16 protein-coding genes are annotated in these 17,147 nt (G+C 69.1%); 8 read left to right on the forward strand and 8 right to left on the reverse strand.

The window, feature by feature from the left end; translation table 11 throughout:
• Window positions 1-511: 511 nt before the first annotated feature.
• Complete coding sequence (locus AB0F81_RS05090; RefSeq protein WP_360191149.1) at window positions 512-1,018, reverse strand: hypothetical protein; 507 nt, start codon at window positions 1,016-1,018, stop codon at window positions 512-514.
• Between the two features lie 1,056 nt (window positions 1,019-2,074).
• Here AB0F81_RS05090 and AB0F81_RS05095 point away from each other — a divergent pair.
• The 8 genes from AB0F81_RS05095 to AB0F81_RS05130 all read left to right on the forward strand — a co-directional run bounded on the left by AB0F81_RS05095 (window position 2,075) and on the right by AB0F81_RS05130 (window position 10,057).
• A complete protein-coding gene (locus AB0F81_RS05095; protein ID WP_360191152.1) occupies window positions 2,075-2,278 on the forward strand; it encodes a hypothetical protein in 204 nt (67 codons plus the stop codon).
• A 447-nt stretch (window positions 2,279-2,725) separates the two neighbouring features.
• Complete coding sequence (locus AB0F81_RS05100; protein ID WP_360191155.1) at window positions 2,726-3,049, forward strand: YbaB/EbfC family nucleoid-associated protein; 324 nt, start codon at window positions 2,726-2,728, stop codon at window positions 3,047-3,049.
• Window positions 3,050-3,052: 3 nt separating this feature from the next.
• A complete protein-coding gene (gene recR, locus AB0F81_RS05105) occupies window positions 3,053-3,646 on the forward strand; it encodes a recombination mediator RecR (RefSeq protein WP_360191158.1) in 594 nt (197 codons plus the stop codon).
• A gap of 400 nt (window positions 3,647-4,046) precedes the next feature.
• Complete coding sequence (locus AB0F81_RS05110) at window positions 4,047-5,042, forward strand: ABC transporter permease (protein WP_360191160.1); 996 nt, start codon at window positions 4,047-4,049, stop codon at window positions 5,040-5,042.
• Between the two features lie 72 nt (window positions 5,043-5,114).
• Window positions 5,115-6,872 (forward strand): ABC transporter substrate-binding protein, encoded by a 1,758-nt coding sequence (locus tag AB0F81_RS05115; RefSeq protein WP_360191163.1) that lies wholly within the window; start codon window positions 5,115-5,117, stop codon window positions 6,870-6,872.
• A gap of 94 nt (window positions 6,873-6,966) precedes the next feature.
• On the forward strand, window positions 6,967-7,980 hold the full coding sequence (locus AB0F81_RS05120; RefSeq protein WP_360191165.1) for an ABC transporter permease: 1,014 nt from the start codon (window positions 6,967-6,969) through the stop codon (window positions 7,978-7,980).
• Window positions 7,980-9,020 carry an ABC transporter ATP-binding protein gene (locus AB0F81_RS05125; RefSeq protein ID WP_360191168.1) on the forward strand — a complete coding sequence of 347 codons (1,041 nt, stop codon included), beginning with the start codon at window positions 7,980-7,982 and terminating at the stop codon, window positions 9,018-9,020. The genes AB0F81_RS05120 and AB0F81_RS05125 overlap by 1 nt, the downstream gene beginning before the upstream one ends.
• Window positions 9,017-10,057 (forward strand): dipeptide ABC transporter ATP-binding protein, encoded by a 1,041-nt coding sequence (locus AB0F81_RS05130; RefSeq protein ID WP_360191170.1) that lies wholly within the window; start codon window positions 9,017-9,019, stop codon window positions 10,055-10,057. Before AB0F81_RS05125 ends, AB0F81_RS05130 begins: the two co-directional genes overlap by 4 nt.
• A 54-nt stretch (window positions 10,058-10,111) precedes the next feature.
• On the opposite strand, the gene AB0F81_RS05135 is transcribed toward AB0F81_RS05130, so the two are convergent.
• The 7 genes from AB0F81_RS05135 to AB0F81_RS05165 form a co-directional block, all read right to left on the reverse strand.
• A complete protein-coding gene (locus AB0F81_RS05135; protein WP_360191172.1) occupies window positions 10,112-11,044 on the reverse strand; it encodes a calcium-binding protein in 933 nt (310 codons plus the stop codon).
• Window positions 11,045-11,101: 57 nt separating this feature from the next.
• The gene (locus AB0F81_RS05140; RefSeq protein ID WP_360191175.1) at window positions 11,102-12,670 is read right to left on the reverse strand and encodes a beta-N-acetylhexosaminidase; all 1,569 of its coding nucleotides are present in this window, start codon (window positions 12,668-12,670) and stop codon (window positions 11,102-11,104) included.
• A gap of 34 nt (window positions 12,671-12,704) precedes the next feature.
• Window positions 12,705-13,826, reverse strand: coding sequence for a calcium-binding protein (locus AB0F81_RS05145; protein WP_360191177.1), 1,122 nt, complete (start codon window positions 13,824-13,826; stop codon window positions 12,705-12,707).
• 45 nt (window positions 13,827-13,871) lie between these two features.
• A complete protein-coding gene (locus AB0F81_RS05150; protein WP_360191180.1) occupies window positions 13,872-14,927 on the reverse strand; it encodes a calcium-binding protein in 1,056 nt (351 codons plus the stop codon).
• Between the two features lie 77 nt (window positions 14,928-15,004).
• Complete coding sequence (locus AB0F81_RS05155; RefSeq protein WP_360191182.1) at window positions 15,005-16,141, reverse strand: calcium-binding protein; 1,137 nt, start codon at window positions 16,139-16,141, stop codon at window positions 15,005-15,007.
• Window positions 16,142-16,244: 103 nt separating this feature from the next.
• Window positions 16,245-16,607 (reverse strand): hypothetical protein, encoded by a 363-nt coding sequence (locus AB0F81_RS05160; protein WP_360191185.1) that lies wholly within the window; start codon window positions 16,605-16,607, stop codon window positions 16,245-16,247.
• Window positions 16,505-17,122, reverse strand: coding sequence for an HNH endonuclease family protein (locus AB0F81_RS05165; protein WP_360191186.1), 618 nt, complete (start codon window positions 17,120-17,122; stop codon window positions 16,505-16,507). The genes AB0F81_RS05160 and AB0F81_RS05165 overlap by 103 nt, the downstream gene beginning before the upstream one ends.
• Window positions 17,123-17,147 lie beyond the last annotated feature (25 nt).

Here is a 17,147-nt window from a genome sequence, read left to right on the forward strand (position 1 = left end):
CGCTCGGCGGGGGTCCGCGCCGCCTGCACGGTCGGCCGCACCGGTCTCACCAGCTGCTCCTGCGGCCGCCACGGTCTCCTCCGCTCCGGCTGCGGCCGCCCCTTCAGCGGCGTCCGCTTCCATGGCGGAGCCGACGTCCTCGGCCGGGGCTGCCTTGTCGGCGGCTGGTCCTGCGGCCGCTGCCGGCCCTGCAGCGGCGTCCACTTCCACGGCGGAGCCGACGTCCTCGGCCGAGCCTGCGTCCTCGGCGGGGGCTGCCTTGTCGGCTGACGTTGTCGAGCCTGACCGGAGCGCTGCGCCTGCTGCCCTGGGGGGCGATGTGCCCACGGCTGTGCCGGACGAGGTTTCCCTGGACAGTTCCGCCGCCTCGACGGAGTCGGACCGGTCCGACTCGTCCGGCGGGCAGCCCTCTTCGGCGCCTGCGCATCGGCCGGCCTCATCGGCTTCGGCGAGCGCGCAGGATTCCCCGGCCGCTGCGGACCGGCCCGGCCCCTCGGGCGGGCCTCGTTCCTCAGCCGCTCCGGGCGGGGATGGTCCGGAGGCCGCCGCCGAGGTGCACGGTGAGCCGGACTGGAACCGGGTCGCCGAAGGCGCTGGGCAGCCAGCTCCGGCTGAGGCCGATGGCTACTACGACGACGAGCCGCCGCCCTGGGACGAGGATCCGTCGGAGGCCGAGCACCACGCCCCGGCCCGCCGTGCGTCCGAGGAACGGCCCGCTCCGCGCCCCGACGGACGGCTGGAGAAGATCCGCGCCGCCTGGCAGGCCCTCGGCCGGCAGAACAAGCGGGTTCACGCGATGCAGGAGTTCGGCATCGGGGTCCGCGGGCTCGACGGCGACACCGTCGTGTTCGCGGCGCCCACCCCGGCGATCCGAGACCGATTCCTGAACTGGACCGACGCGCTCATCGCGGAGTTCGGCCGCGCGCCCGGCGGCAACTGGCGGATCCGGTGCGAGCTGGGCGAGGCGACCGAGCCCGCCACCGATGCTCGCGCCGCCGGTTCGCGCGATGCCTCCCACGCCGGTCGCGACCAGTCCGGCGGCCGCCGCCCGGCCGGCAGCGCCCCCAACAGGACGCCCGCGCCTCCCGCGGCGCCCACGTCGGCGCGAAACACTGGCCGAACCGAATCCCGCCCGTCCCGGCCCCAGCGCTCCGCAGCCGCCGACGCCGACGACGGGCCGGAGCCGGCCCGCCCGCAGAGCTCATCCGCATCGGCTGGCCGAGACGCCGGCCCAGCTCGGCCGGCTTCCAGCGAGGCCGCCGACACCGGCTGGCCCGAGACTTCCCGTCCGGCGGACGCGGATCGTCCCGGAGCAGTCTCGAACAGCTCGGCTAGCTCCCGGCAGCCGGTGACCGAGAGTGCCGACTCCGACTGGCCGGAGCCTGTTCGGCCGGGCAGTGCGGCGCCGGCGGCAGTTCCGGCGGATGACGACTGGCCGGAACCGGCGAAGCCCGGCGGCCGGGCCTCTGACGCGGCGGGCGGTCATGCCGCCGCACGACCCGGCGATGGGCAGCAACCGCCCGTTCCCGGGGGTGGGGTTTCTGCGGCTCCGCAGCAGTCCTCAACCGGTGTGCACACAGCGGGCCAGGCCGCCTCGCACGGGGCACCGGGTGATGGCAGCGGTGGCTCGGCATCGGGAAGCGCTGCGCTGTCGGCGGCACCGGTCTCGGCGGCTCCCGGCTCGGCTGCGCCGAGTGCGGAGCCTGCGTCGGCGACTCCGGCCGGTCCCGGTGGGGCTGGCGGCGGCACGGCGGCGTCGTTCGGTCCGCGTGGAGCGTCGGCGGGTCCCGGTGGAGCGGGTGGTGGAGCCTCGGCGCCCGCGCCCGCGCCCGCGTCCGGTTCTGGTGGGGCTGGAGGTGGCGCATCAGCGGCACCGGCGCGCTCGGCGGCCATGGAGGCGGCGCGAGCGGCAGCTCGGGGTGGGGGTGCGGCAGCGCCCGGCACCGGGCTGGCCGCCGCTCGGGCGGCCCTGGCCAACGCGCGTAGCGCGGGGCAGCCCCGGCCCTCTGGTCCGGCGGCCGCTGCACCCGCCGCGCCTCGGGGTGGGCCCGGCAACAGGCCGGCGCCCTCCGACGTGCCACCGGCGGACGAGCCGCCCTACGACCCGGAATATGACGGTCCGCCGCCAGGCGGCGCGGCCGCTTACGAGGGGTTCGACCCGGGCGACGAACCGCTCGACGAGGTGATCGACGAGAAGACCGCACGCCAGAGCAGCGAGGAACAGGCCATGCAACTGCTCCGCGATGCGTTCGGCGCGGAGAAGATCGCCGAGATCTGATCCGTTTCGGTCGACACGCCAGCGGGGCTGCCACGGCGCCCCGCTGGCGCGCGGTGGCCGACCGATCAGCACGGTCGCTCCCAGTGGTCGCCGCGGCCCAGTTGTGGGACTTCGTCTGCGGATGCCCGGCGGGTGCGCGATGCCGGAGTGAACCCTGCCGAGGGCGTGCGGAACGGACCTCGACTCCGAAAGCTGAGGCAGTCAGTTGGGCGGGCTGAGGAGCAGCGGCGTGAGCCGGGTCGCCGGTGTGCGGCCGGCGCGACGGGGCGGGCGCTGGCCCGTACCTCTTCGGGTGGGTGAGGGAACAGGCCCGGGCCGAGCCGTGGGGGTGTCCGGCGGCGTGTCGGCGGGCAAGGGGAGCGTGACGGCTACGCTGGCGGCGGTAACTTCGACCGCCGCGTGCCATCGATGGTGGTTCAGGTAAACGATGAGTTGAGGAGCGGTGCCATGCGGCCCGGTGCACAGCCGAACATGCAGCAGATCATGAAGCAGGCCCAGAAGATGCAGCAGCAGGTCGCCCAGGCGCAGGCCGAGCTGGCTGAGGCCGAGCTGACCGGCACCGCCGGCGGGGGCCTGGTCACCGTGGTGATCACCGGTCTCGGCGAGTTCAAGTCCGTGAAGATCGACCCGAAGGCGGTCGACGCCGACGACGTCGAGACGCTCGAGGACCTGGTGCTCGCGGCGATCCACAACGCGGCTGAGGCGCAGCGGGAGCTCGCCGAGTCGAAGATGGGGCCGGCCACCGGCGGCTTCTCCCTGCCGGGGTTCTGATCCGTGTACGAAGGTGCCATCCAGGACCTGATCGATGAGCTGGGCCGGCTGCCGGGCGTGGGCCCGAAGTCGGCTCAGCGCATCGCTTTTCATGTCCTTTCCGCCGATCCGGCGGATGTGAACCGGCTCGCCACCGCGCTGCGCAAGGTGAAGGAGCTGGTGCGGTTCTGCACGACCTGTTTCAACGTGGCCGAGTCGGAGCAGTGCCGGGTCTGCCGGGACACCCGCCGCACCAACGAGGTGCTGTGCGTGGTGGAGGAGCCGAAGGACGTCGTCGCGATCGAGCGGACCGGCGAGTTCCGGGGCCGCTATCACGTGCTCGGCGGGGCGATCAATCCGCTGGAGGGCATCGGCCCGGACAATCTGAAGATCCGGGAGCTGCTGATCCGGCTCGGGACCGGTGAGGTGAAGGAGCTGATCCTCGCCACCGACCCGAACACCGAGGGCGAGGCGACCGCCACCTATCTCGGTCTGCTGGTCAAGCCGATGGGTATCGCGGTGACCCGCCTGGCCAGCGGCCTGCCGGTCGGCGGTGACCTTGAGTATGCAGACGAGATCACGCTCGGTAGGGCGTTCGAGGGCCGTCGAGCGATCTGATTTAACACCTCGTAACGTCGGCGTAACGGCACGCATGCCGGTCGTCCCGGAATAACGCGATCCGGGACGTCTACGCGGTACTTTCCGTTTGTTCGGCGTCTAGGTCACGGTGACATCACGAGGGAGACACGGAACCGCTCGTGTGCGGTCGGTGAGCTTGACCCGAAGCACTCGCTAGGTGAATGTTCCTCTCGATGGCGGCCACATCCGCTGTCGAGTCCCTCGTGCGTCGGCCCAATCTCGGCTGAGGATCACGAGGGTCGGCACTCGAGGCATGCGACAACCGATCGGTTGCCGTTCGCAGCGTGGGCCATCGTCGTCGGTCGGGGGATTCCGTGTTTCTCCGTCCGGTGGCTTTGACTCCCGCCGCACGGCGGCCGGGAGAGGACCCGGACAGTTCATGGTCGTTGGACCCGGCACGGTCTCGGACCAGGCTCCGGTAGCTCCGGATCCCGCAGAGGGCTCTGTTCCCGGCAAGGCGATCGAGGGTCGTTCCCTCGGCCGTATCGCGTGGACCCGGCTCAAGCGTGACCGTGTGGCTATGGCCGGCGGCGCCGTCGTCATTTTCTTGATCCTCGTCGCGATCTTCGCGCCGTTGATCGTCAAGGCGTTCGGCTCGCCACCGAACGAGTTCCACCAGGATCTGATCGACACGAGCACGTTGGCGCCCAAGGGTGGCACCGGCATCAGCGGTGAGCACCTGTTCGGTGTCGAGCCGCAGAACGGCCGGGACATCTTCAGCCGGGTCGTCTACGGGGCACGGATCTCGCTGTTGATCGCCTTCCTGGCGACGCTTCTCTCCGTCGTCATCGGCGCCACGCTGGGCGTGGTCGCCGGCTACTTCGGTGGCTGGGTGGACTCGCTGATCAGCCGGGCGATGGACGTCTTCCTGGCGTTCCCGCTGCTGGTCTTCTCGATCGCGCTGGCCGGCGTCATCCCGGACTCGGCTTTCGGGCTCTCCGGTGACGCTCTGCGGATCGCTCTGCTGATCTTCATCATCGGCTTCTTCAGCTGGCCGTACATCGGGCGTATCGTGCGCGGCCAGACGTTGTCGCTGCGGGAGCGGGAGTTCATCGACGCTGCGCGGAGCCTCGGCGCCCGCGGGCCGTACGTGATCTTCAAGGAGATGCTGCCCAACCTGGTGGCACCGATCCTGATCTACGCCACGCTGCTGATCCCGACGAACATCCTCTTCGAGGCGGCGCTGTCGTTCCTCGGTGTCGGTATCCGGCCGCCGACGGCGAGCTGGGGCGGGATGCTCTCGGAGGCCGCGCGGTTCTACACGATCTGGCACTTCATGTTCTTCCCGGGCATGGCGATCTTCATTACCGTGCTCGCGTTCAACCTCTTCGGCGACGGTCTGCGTGACGCGCTCGATCCCAAGGGGCGGCGCTGACATGGCGCCGGATGCTTTCCCACCAGCCGTGCGGTTCGGACCCGGACCGTTCCACCAGGGAGGTTGCTACAAGTGATTCGCAAGTCCAGAGCGCTGGTGGCCGGTACGGCCGCGCTCGCGCTTACCCTCTCCGCCGCCGCGTGCGGTGGAAGTGACGATTCCGACTCCAACAGCTCCAGCGCCAAGCCGGAGTTCAACGCCGCGCTGACCAAGGTGTTCAACCCTTCTGACAAGAAGGGCGGCACCATCCGGATGGCCAACGCCGGTGACTGGGACTCGCTCGACCCGGGCGAGACCTACTACGGCTACTCGTGGAACTTCCTCCGCCTGTACGGCCGTAGCCTGCTGATGTTCAAGCCGACCCCGGGCGCCGAGGGCAACACCCTCACCCCCGACCTGGCCGAGGACATGGGCGTGCCGAGCGACGGCGGCAAGACCTGGACCTACAAGATCCGTCAGGGCATCAAGTTCGAGGACGGCACGCCGGTCACGTCGAAGGACGTGAAGTACGCGGTGCTGCGCTCCACGGACAAGCAGACGTTCCCGAACGGTCCGGCGTACTTCGAGGGCTTCCTCAACCTGCCGGAGGGCTACAAGGGCCCGTACAAGTCCAAGGGCGTCAACACCGACCAGGCGATCAGCACGCCGGACGACCAGACGATCGTCTTCCACCTGAAGGCGCCGTTCGGTGGTTTCGACTACCTGGCCGCGCTGCCGCAGACGGTGCCGGTGCCGGAGGCCAAGGACACCGGTGCGAAGTACAAGGAGAAGGTGATCGCCACCGGCCCCTACAAGTTCGAGACCAACAACCTGGGCAAGAACTTCAAGCTGGTCCGTAACGACCAGTGGGACCAGGCGACGGACCCGAACCGCAAGGCGCTGCCGGACGCGTACGACGTGCAGCTCAACGTCAACGCGGACGACATCGACAACCGGCTGCTCTCCGGCGACCTGGACGTCGACATCACCGGCACCGGTGTGCAGCCGGCCGCCCTCGGCCGCGTGGTCGGCGACCCGAACATCAAGGCGCAGACCGACAACCCGGCTCTGGCCCGCCTCTGGTACTCGTCGATCAACCCGACCGTGGCGCCGTTCGACAAGATCGACTGTCGCAAGGCCGTCGAGTACGCCGCGGACCGCGTCGGCTACCAGACCGCGTACGGCGGCCCGCTCGCCGGTGGTGACATCGCCACCTCGATCCTGCCCCCGATGATCCCGGGCTACCAGAAGGTCGACCTCTACTCGGCCGGCCCGGACAACACCGGTGACGTGGCCAAGGCCAAGGAGGCGCTGACCGCCTGTGGCCAGCCGAACGGCTTCGAGACCAACATCGCGTACCGTGCGGAGCGCCCGAAGGAGAAGGCGGCCGCCGAGTCGCTGCAGCAGTCGCTGGGCAAGGTCGGCATCAAGCTCACGCTGAAGCCGTTCCCGCAGGGTGACTACTTCTCGCAGTACGCCGGCAACCCCGGCTACGTGAAGAGCAACAAGCTGGGCATCATCATCAACGGCTGGGGCGCCGACTGGAACGACGGCTTCGGCTTCCTCTCGCAGATCGTGGACAGTCGGGTCATCCGGGAGACCGGTGGCTCGTCCAACACCAGCGTGCGGATCCCCGAGGTCGACAAGATGCTGGACGCCGCGGTTGCCGAGACCGACAACGCCAAGCGTGAGGCGATGTGGTCGCAGATCGACAAGCGCGTCATGGAAGAGGCTGTGATCTTCCCGGGCATCGTCGCGAAGAGCCTGATCATCCGGCCGAAGACGCTCTCCAACGTCTTCGTCAGCGAGGCGTACAACATGTACGACTACCTCTCGCTGGGCGTCGCGTAACCCATCCCCACCATCACGACACCTTCGATAGGTAGGTGAAGGCAGCAGGCGGCCGGTCCGGGGCGACCCGGGCCGGCCGTCCCAGCCGGACTCTGTGATCACGTACATCATCAGGCGTCTTTTTGCGGCAGTAGTGCTGCTCTTCATCATCAGCGCCGCCACTTTCTCGATCTTCTACCTGGTCCCCCGACTGGTCGGGAGCACTCCGGAGACGCTGGCCACCCGCTATGTCGGCCGGGCCGCGACGCCGGAGACGGTCGGCCTCATCGCGGAGAAGCTGGGTTTCTACGACCCGATCTGGCTGCAGTACGGCCGCTGGGTGAAGGGCATCTTCTTCGGTGCCGAATACGACTACGGTGCGGGCGTCGAGCAGTGCCCCGCGCCGTGCTTCGGCTACTCCTTCATCACGAAGCAGCCGGTCTGGCCGGACCTGATCGACCGCCTTCCGGTGACCCTGTCGCTGGCCATCGGCGCCGCGATCCTCTGGCTGATCTTCGGTCTCTCCATCGGCACGCTCTCCGCGCTGCGCCGGGGCTCGTTCCTGGACCGCGCCGCGATGACCTTCTCGCTGGCCGGCGTCTCGCTGCCGATCTTCTTCACCGGCATGATCGGCCTCCTGCTCTTCAGCTACACCCTCGGCTGGACCGCACCGGGCGGCACCTATACGCCGTTCCTGGAGGATCCCGGGGAGTGGTTCTACGCCCTCCTGCTGCCATGGATCGTGCTGGCCCTGCAGTTCTCCGCCCAGTACGCACGACTGACCCGTGCGGGCATGCTGGAGACCATGGGTGAGGACTACATCCGTACGGCGCGGGCGAAGGGCCTGCGGGAGAAGGACGTGACCGTCAAGCACGGCCTGCGCGCTGCCCTCACCCCGATCCTGACCATCTTCGGCCTCGACTTCGGCCTGCTGCTCGGCGGCGCCGTCCTCACCGAGCAGGTGTTCTCGCTGCCCGGCCTCGGCAAGTACGCGGTGGAGGCGATCACCAACAACGACCTGCCGAAGGTTCTGGGTGTCACCATGATGGCGGCGTTCTTCGTGGTCATCGCGAACCTGATCGTGGACCTGTTCTATGCGGTCGTCGACCCGAGAGTGAGGCTGGGCTGATGCCGGACGGGCAGGCGTTCCTCGAGGTCAAGGACCTCAAGATTCATTTCCCGACCGATGACGGTCTGGTGCGCAGCGTCGACGGCCTCAGCTTCAAGCTGGAGCGCGGCAAGACGCTCGGCATCGTCGGCGAGTCCGGGTCCGGCAAGTCGGTGACCAGCCTCGGCATCCTGGGCATCTACAACAGGCGGAACGCGCAGATCTCCGGCGAGATCTGGCTGGACGGCGAGGAACTCGTCTCCGCCGGCCAGGACTCGGTGCGCAAGCTGCGCGGCAACAAGCTGGCGATGATCTTCCAGGACCCGCTGTCGGCGATGCACCCGTACTACACGGTCGGGCACCAGATCATCGAGGCGTACCGGGTGCACCACGACGTCTCGAAGAAGGTCGCCCGCAAGCACGCGATCGACATGCTGGGCCGGGTCGGCATCCCGCAGCCGGACCGCCGGGTGGACGACTACCCGCACCAGTTCTCCGGGGGTATGCGGCAGCGCGCGATGATCGCGATGGCGCTGGTCAACGACCCGCAGCTGCTGATCGCCGACGAGCCCACCACCGCGCTGGACGTGACCGTGCAGGCCCAGATCATGGACCTGATGCACGACCTGCAGGCGGAGTTCAACTCGGCGCTCATCGTGATCACCCACGACCTGGGCGTGGTGGCCGAGCTCGCCGACGACGTGCTGGTCATGTACGGCGGCAAGTGCATCGAGTACGGTTCGGCCGCGACGATCTTCCAGCAGCCCGAGCACCCGTACACCTGGGGTCTGCTCGGCTCCATGCCGCGGATGGACCGGCCCACTCAGGAGCGGCTGGTGCCGATCCCCGGCTCGCCGCCGTCACTGATCAACCTGCCGCAGGGCTGTGCCTTCAGCCCGCGCTGCACCTTCGAGCCGCGCACAGGCGGTCTGGGTGCCACGGTCGTGCCCGAGCTGGTCCGGGCCGGCGGCAGTAACCACCTGGTCCGGTGCCACCTGCCCACCGAGGAGCGGCAGCGGATCTGGGCGGAAGAGGTAAAACCGAAGTTGGAGGCCTCATGAGCCAGGAAGCCCTTCTCTCCGTCAAGGGTCTGGAGAAGCACTTCCCGATCACCAAGGGCCTGCTGCGCCGTCAGGTCGGCGCGGTGCGCGCCGTCGACGGCGTGGACTTCGAGGTGTTCAAGGGCGAGACGCTCGGCCTGGTGGGCGAGTCCGGTTGTGGCAAGTCCACCACCGGCCGGCTGTTGACCCGGCTGCTGGAGCCGACCGGCGGTTCGATCCAGTACGGCGGGCAGGACATCGCCCACCTCAGCCAGGGCAAGCTGCGCCCGCTGCGGCGGGACATGCAGATGATCTTCCAGGACCCGTTCTCGTCGCTGAACCCGCGGCACACGGTCGGTGCGATCGTCGGTGCGCCGTTCCGGATCCAGAAGGTCCAGACCGAGCACGGCATCAAGCGGGCCGTTCAGGACCTGCTCAAGCTGGTGGGCTTGAACCCGGAGCACTACAACCGCTACCCGCACGAGTTCTCCGGCGGCCAGCGGCAGCGCATCGGCATCGCCCGTACGCTCGCCCTGCGCCCGAAGCTGATCGTGGCGGACGAACCGGTCTCCGCGCTGGACGTGTCGATCCAGGCGCAGGTGGTGAACCTGCTCGAGGACCTGCAGAACGAGTTCGACCTGACCTACGTGTTCATCGCGCACGACCTGTCAGTGGTGAAACACATCTCCGACCGGGTCGCGGTCATGTACCTCGGCAAGATCGTGGAGATCGCGGAGCGGGACGAGTTGTACACCAACCCGCGCCACCCGTACACGGTCGCTCTGATGTCGGCCGTGCCGGTGCCGGACCCGGTTCGCCGCGATCGCGCGCAGCGCGAGCGCGTGCTGCTCACCGGCGATGTGCCGAGCCCGATCAACCCGCCGTCGGGTTGCCGGTTCCGGACCCGGTGCTGGAAGGCGCAGGACATCTGCGCCACCGAGGAGCCGCCGCTGGTGCAGCGTCTCGACGACCCGGGCTCGCACCTGACCGCGTGCCACTTCCCGGTGGCGAGCGACGAGGAGGTGGCCGGCCGCCGGTCGGCCGGCGCGAAGGCCTGAGAACCGCGACGGCCCCGCAGACATCGGTCTGCGGGGCCGTTCCTTTTGCCGTGCTCAGCCGACGTTCGTGACGATCTCGCAGGCGTAGACCGAGTCGTTCGCCTTGACGCTCTCGCAGGTGTCGGTCTGGTTCCCGCCGTCGAGCTGGTCCGCGACGGTGTCGTAGAGAGTGCTGCCGACGGCTTCGAGCGAACCGTTGACCAGGTCGTTGCCGTCGCCGCCGAAGACCTTGTCGACGCCGTAGCCACCGAAAATCCTGTCATTACCAGTATTTCCGTAAACCCGGTCATTGTGGGCATCGCCCTGGACCACGTCGTTGCCGCTGCCGCCGTAGAGCTTGTCGTTGCCGATCCGGCCGTTGATCGAGTCGTTGCCGGTGTTGCCGTAGGCGACGTCGTCACCCCGGCCGCCGGAGATCCGGTCGTTGCCCGGGCCGCCGCGCAACTCGTCGTTGCCGAAGCCGCCGACCACCTCGTCGTCGCCCGCGCCGCCGCGGATGTAGTCGTTCTCGGTGGTGCCGTTCAGGTGGTCGTTGCCGGCGCCACCGTAGATCCGGTCGACGCCCGCGCCACCGAGCAGCGCCTCCGCAGCCGAGCCGCCGGTCAGGCTGTCCCGGCCACGCCCGCCGTTGGCGGTGATCGCCAGGTCGCTGCGGTTGGTCAGGGTGTCGTTGCCGTCGGACAGGTCGAGAATCACCCGAGCGGCCGCGAGATCGGCGACCGTGCAGCGGACCTTGGTGGTGTCACCCTTGACCGCCTTGCAGCCCGTGCCCGCCTTGATCTTGACGCGGTCGTCGATCGTGACGGTCAGCCCGGAGCGGGTGATCGTCACCTTGTTGGTCTTGCCGGACCCGGCCTGGAACTTGACCTTGCTGCCGTCGAAGACCTTGATCGTGCCGACGCTGGCCGCGGACGCCGGCGTGGCGAAAGCGGCCACCGAGGCCGCCGTGGTGAGTGAGACGATGCCGAGCCGCAGCAAACGGGACATCTGTTCAACCTCCAGTAGTGGAACTCGCCTGGATCGTAAGTGGACGGCGCAAACAGCCTATGACCAGCGGATCTGCGGCGAACTGTAGAAGCGGACACCCTGCCGGGTCCAGCGCGGGCCGTAACCGCCGAGCCGGGTGCGGAACGACTCCCAGTCATGGGTCGCCCGCGGCGACCAGGCCAGTTCGGCCAGCGCCACCAGGCGCGGAAAGGCCTGGAACTCGATGTCGGCAAGATCGCGCAAGGTCTCCGACCAGAGCGGCGCCTCAACCCCCAAAATCAAATTCTCGGGTACGGCGGGCAGCAGCCGTCCGGGGTCCCAGTCGTACGCGGTGCGCACCTCGATGGTTCCCGCCCAGTGCAGCCCGCCCGGGGTGAGCAGGTCGTACTGCATGTCGAGGTAGGCCCGGTTCGCCGGGGAGAGCAGCACCTTCGCCCCGGCCGCGGCGGCCGCGACGACCGGCCCGGTCGCGCCCTCGTGGTTCCAGTACTGCACCACCGCGTCCCGGGCGGCCGGCGCCTGGGCGATCTCCTGCCAGCCGACCGGCGTCTTGCCGTGCTTGCGGACCAGCGGCAGGACCCGCTGCTGGAAGGCGAGGTAGCCGTCGTGCGGCGTGGAGTGCGCCTCGTCGCCGCCGATGTGCAGGTAGGGCCCCGGCGTCAGCTCGGCGATCTCCCGGATCACGTCCTCGGCGAACCGGTAGGTGATCTCCTTGCCGGTGCAGAGCGAGCTGTATCCGACCCGGATGTCGATCCGGGGCCGTGGCGCGACCCCGTCGCAGGTCAGCTCCGGATAGGCCACCTGGGCCGCGTTGACGTGCCCCGGCATGTCGATCTCGGGGACGATGGTGACGAAGCGCTCGGCCGCGTACCGGACCAGGTCGCGGTAGTCGGTCTTGGTGAGGTAGCCGCCGCCGATGCCGCGTACGCCGGTGCCCTCGGCCCCGCCCACCGTGGCGAGCCGTGGCCAGCTGTCGATCTGGATCCGCCAGCCCTGGTCGTCGGCGAGGTGCAGATGCAAATGATTGATCTTGAAGCGGCTGATCTGGTCGATGTATCGCCGGATCTCGGCCGGGGTGTGGAAGTGCCGGGCCAGGTCGAGCATCGCACCCCGGTAGCCGAACCGCGGCCAGTCGGTGATCCGGCCGCCCGGCAACTCCCAGTCCCGCTGCTGCACCGAGTCCGCCTCGATCTCCGTCGGCAGCAGCTGGCGCAGCGTCTGCACCCCGGCGAACAGTCCGGCGGGCCGATGGGCGCGCAACTCCACCCCGCCGGGGCGGATCGTCAGCGCGTACCCCTCGTCGCCGAGACGCTGGTCGGCGCGGGCGTCGAGCAGCAGGGTGATGTCGGCCGCCCCGGCCCGGACCGGCAGGTCATAGCCGGTGGCCGGGCGCAGGGCGGCGGCGAGTTGCTCGGCGATCGGCCGGGCCGCACCGGTGGCGCCGATCGCCGTTTCCGGGCCGAGCCGGAAGCCCTCGGCCTCCGGCTCGGTCTCGGCCGGCGCCGGAAGGACGCCGGCCAGCGTGATCGGTAGCGGACCCGGCTTGCGCCCGGCCGATGCGGACGTGACCGCGAGCGGAAGGCTCAGGACGATCACGGCCAGGACGGGCGCCAGACGGATACGCATTGCTCAGACCGTATCCACGAAGATCAAGCGCGGATCAGCTCTCGCAGTTGACCGCCACGTCGCCGGGGAAGACCCGGCAGACGTCCGTGTTGGGGCCGCCGTCCAGCCGGTCGGGCGTGTCGGTGGAGAAGTCGTCGCCGTCGAGGTCGTCGTTGCCGGCTTCCCCGTAGAGGCTGTCCTGGCCCTCAGTCCCCCAGATCCGGTCGTTGCCGGCGCCGCCGTAGACCCGGTCGTTGCCGAGCTGGCCGTGGAGGAGGTCGTTGCCGCCGGCACCGTAGATCCGGTCGTTGCCGGCCTGACCACGGATGCGGTTCGCCGCGCTCGAGCCGACCAGAACGTCGTCGGCCTGGCCCCCGGTCAGGACCTCGATGTCGGCCGAGAGGGTGTCCCGCTCGCCCTTGGCGCCGTCGTCACCCTTGCGCCCGTCGGCGTCGAGGGTGACCGGAGTACGCCGGCCGGCGTAGTAGGCATCGTCCTCGCCGGAACTGCCGACCAGCAGGTCGGCCCCGTCAGCGGCGTTGCCCGTGGTGAACGAGTCGTTGCCGCTCTGGCCGTACTCCTTGTCGTTGCCGGTGCCGCCGTTCAGCCCGTCGTTGCCCTTGCCGCCGTAGAGCACGTCGGTGCCGCTCTCGCCCCACAGGGCGTCACCCTCGGTGCCGCCGTACAGGCGGTCGGCGCCCGAGCCGCCATGGAGCGCGTCGAAGCCGCCCAGGCCGTAGAGCTTGTCGCTGCCGGACTCACCGAGCAGCGTGTCGCTCCGTGATCCACCGGTGAGCGTGTCGTTGCCGGTTCCGCCCCACGCCTGCAGCTTGAGCGCCGACTTGTTGACCACCGAGTCGCTCTTGTCGCGCAGGATGACCTCGAGTGCGGAGAGCGAAGACCCGGTGCAGCGCACCTTGGTCTTGTCGCCCTTGACGGCCTTGCAACCGCTACCGGCTTTGATCTTGACGCGGTCGTCGATGGTCACCGTCTTGCCCGAGTGGGTGACGACCACCCTGTTCGTCGCCTTCTTGGCAGCCACGTACTTCACCGTGAGGCCGCCCTGAAGGGAGACCACGCCGGTGGACGCCGCCTGCGCGGGTGCGGCGGCCAGGCCCAGACCGGCCGTGGCCAGCAGGCCAACGGCAACTCTGGCCGGCCAAACGAATCTTGTCATCTATATTCCTCCCCGTGGGTACGTACCGCTGTGGATCAAGGCCGGTCAGGCCTCGCAGTTGACCTTCACGTCACCGGCGAACGCCTTGCAGACGTCGGTGTCCTCGTTGCCGTCCAGCCGGTCGGGAACGTCGCCGGTCGGATCCTCGCCGCTGAGGAAGTCGTTGCCCGCGTGGCCGTAAAGGTCGTCGCTGCCGTCGCCGCCGTAGAGCCGGTCGTTGCCGAGAACCCCGTCGAGCCGGTTGGCGGAACCGTTGCCCACCAGGACGTCGTCACCGGAGCCGCCGAAGAGGTCCTCGATGTCGGCGCCGACGCTGTCGCGTTCGCCCTTGGCGCCGTCGTCGCCCTTGGCGCCGTCCAGGTCGACGACAATGGGCAGGGTCCGGGCGACGTATTTGACGCTGTCCCGGCCGGAGCCACCGGACATGAGGTCGCTGCCGTCAGTGCCGGGACCCCAGGTCCAGAACTGGTCGTTGCCCGTTCCGGCGTACTGCTGGTCGTCGCCGGATCCGCCGTTCAGCAGGTCGTTGCCGCTGTTGCCGTAAAGGACGTCGTTACCGCTGTTGCCGTTGACGCTGTCCACGCCGCCGCCACCGGTGAGCCGGTCAGCGTTCGTGCCGCCATAGAGCTGATCATTGCCGCTTCTGCCCACGAGCCGGTCCTTGCCGGATTCACCGTGGAGCTCGTCGTTACGGCTGCCGCCGGTGAGCGAGTCGCTACCGCTGCCACCACGCACCAGCGACGAGACGGCGGTCCGGTTGACCAGCGAGTCGCTCCTGTTGCCGAGGCTGACCACGAGGGTCTTGTCCCAGAGGGCCGTGTCCTTCAGAGTGCAGCGGACCTTGGTCCGATCGTTCTTGGCCGCAGCGCAGCCCGCGCCGGCACGGATCGGGACGCGATCGTCGATCGTCACCACCCGGCCGGATCGGGTCACCACCACCTTGTTGGTGGCGTTGTTGCCCGCGGCGTAATGGATCGCGGAACCGTCCTTGACGCGCGCGACGCCGGTGCTGGCGGCCTGCGCGGGCGTGGCGATCAGGCCCATTCCGGCGGTGGCCAGCAGACCCACGGCAACCCTGGCCGGCCAGACGAGTCTTGTCATTTCTTCTCCCCCGTGCAAACGCACCTATATGGATGGAGGGGCATCGCGCGAACCGTACACAAGAAGATCAAGCGCGGTCAGCGCTCGCAGTTGACCCTGACGTCGGGGGCGAAAGCCTGGCAGACGTCCGTGTTGGCGCCACCGTCGAGCCGATCCAGCTCGCCGATGTAGATGTCGTCGCCGTTGAGGGTGTCGTTGCCGGCGCCGCCGTACATCCGGTCCTCGCCGACACCGCCGATCAGCGTGTCGTTCCCGGACTGACCCCAGATCTGATCGTTCGTGCTCTCGCCGTCGAGGGTGTCGTTGCCGCCGCCACCGTAGATGCGGTCGTTGCCCCACTGGCCGCGGATCACGTTCCGGCCCTTGTCGCCGCGAAGAACGTCGTGGCCCTGGCCGCCGCTCAGGTTCTCGATGTCCGCCGAGATGGTGTCGCGCTCGCCCTTGGCGCCGTCGTCACCCTTGGCCCCGTCGAGGTCGGCGCTGACGGGGAGATCCCGCCACCAGTAGTGCACCGCGTCGGTGCCGGAGTTGCCGACGAACAGGTCGGCGCCGTCCACGTTCCTCGCGGGCATGAACTGGTCGTTGCCGGTGCCGCCGTACAGCTTGTCGTTGCCGTCGCCGTCGCTGCCGTGCAGGCGGTCGCTGCCGCTGTTGCCGTACACGACGTCGGTGCCGTTGCCGTTGTAGATGTCGTCGATGCCGGTGCCGCCGTAGAGCCGGTCGCTGCCGGAGTCGCCGTACAACTTGTCGCGGCCACCTTGGCCCCAGATCTTGTCGTTGCCGGACTCGCCACGGAGCAGGTCTCGTTGCGAACCGCCGGTGATCGAGTCGTTGCCGCTGCCGCCGTAGACGTTGAGCATCAGGCTGGTCCGGTTGACCGCCGCATCGCCCTTGTCGAAGAGCCACATCCGAACTTCAGTGGTGTCCGGCGAGGTGCAGCGCACCTTGGTCTTGTCGCCCTTGACCGCCGTGCAGTCCGTGCCCGCCTTGATCTTGACCCGGTCATCGATCGTCACGGTGTTGCCGGAGCGGGTGATGACCACCTTGTTGGTCGCGTTCTTCGCGGCCACGTAACGCACATAGCTACCGTCCGGGCCGGGGTGCAGGCTGACCTCGCCGAGGGCTGCCGCCTGCGCGGGCGCGGCGACCAGGCCCAGCCCGGCCGTGGACAGCAGGCCCGCTGTGACGCGGGCGGACCATACGAGTCTTCTCATCCTCTTCCTCCCTCAACGCGGTGACGACGTCATTCAGCATCGGCGGGCGGATGTCGCCGAGCGTGCCGAGATACATCGACGCGAATTGGGGATAGAGGAGATGTCAGCCTTCGGGGCGGTTCAGCAGCGCGACCGCGATCGCGTGCACGGCCTCCAGATCGGACGGATCGGCCAGCGGGGTCCGGCCGCCGCTCACCGAGTACCACTCCTCGGCCTCCTTGTACTGCACGGTGAGCACGGCGGCGCCGGCGGAGAACTCGCTGCGCAGCGTCAGCTCGCCGGTCACGACACCCACGTCGTCGGTCATCACCCCACCCGGGCCGGCGGTGATGTCGGTGGTTCTGGTCTGCTTCGCCTCAGCCATCAGCAGGTCTCCAGCATGTCGGTGAGCGCGTCCTTCTCCGCGCTGGTCACGGTCAGCTTCCAGTAACTCTTGACGGTGATCCAGTCCTGGGCGTACGAACACCAGGTCGCGCGGACGCTCGGTTTCCAGGTCGACGGGTCCTGATCGCCCTTTGCCCGGTTCGAGTTCTGGGAAACGGCGATCAGCTGTGGTCGGTCCAGATCGTTGGCGAAATCCTCGCGCTGGTCGGTGCTCCACGCGGACGCGCCGGACCGCCAGGCGTTCGCCAGCGGGACCATGTGATCGATGTCGACCTTGGTCGGTGAGTTGAGGACCTTGCCGTCGTAGAGGCTGTCCCAGGTGCCGGCGACCACGTTGCAGCCGGAGAACTTGACCTTCTCGCCGTCACGCTTGAGGACCGTGTCCCGGACGTCGCAGTTGTCGCCGGTGTCACGCCAGTGCGGGAACTTCTCCCGGCTGTAGCCACGCATCGAACCGGCTTTCGCCACGGTCAGCGTGTCGAGCTCGGCGACGGCGTCGGCGGAACCGGTGGGCTCGGCGGCGGGACCGGTGTCGACGACTTCACAGCCGGCGAGCAGACCGGCGGCGAGGAGCAGGGGGAGGAATCGGGGGGACACGTTTCCTAGCGTAGGCATGCGGTGC

Origin of the sequence: Actinoplanes sp. NPDC024001 (assembly GCF_040638955.1) — a bacterium.
Classification (GTDB): Bacteria; Actinomycetota; Actinomycetes; order Mycobacteriales; family Micromonosporaceae; genus Actinoplanes.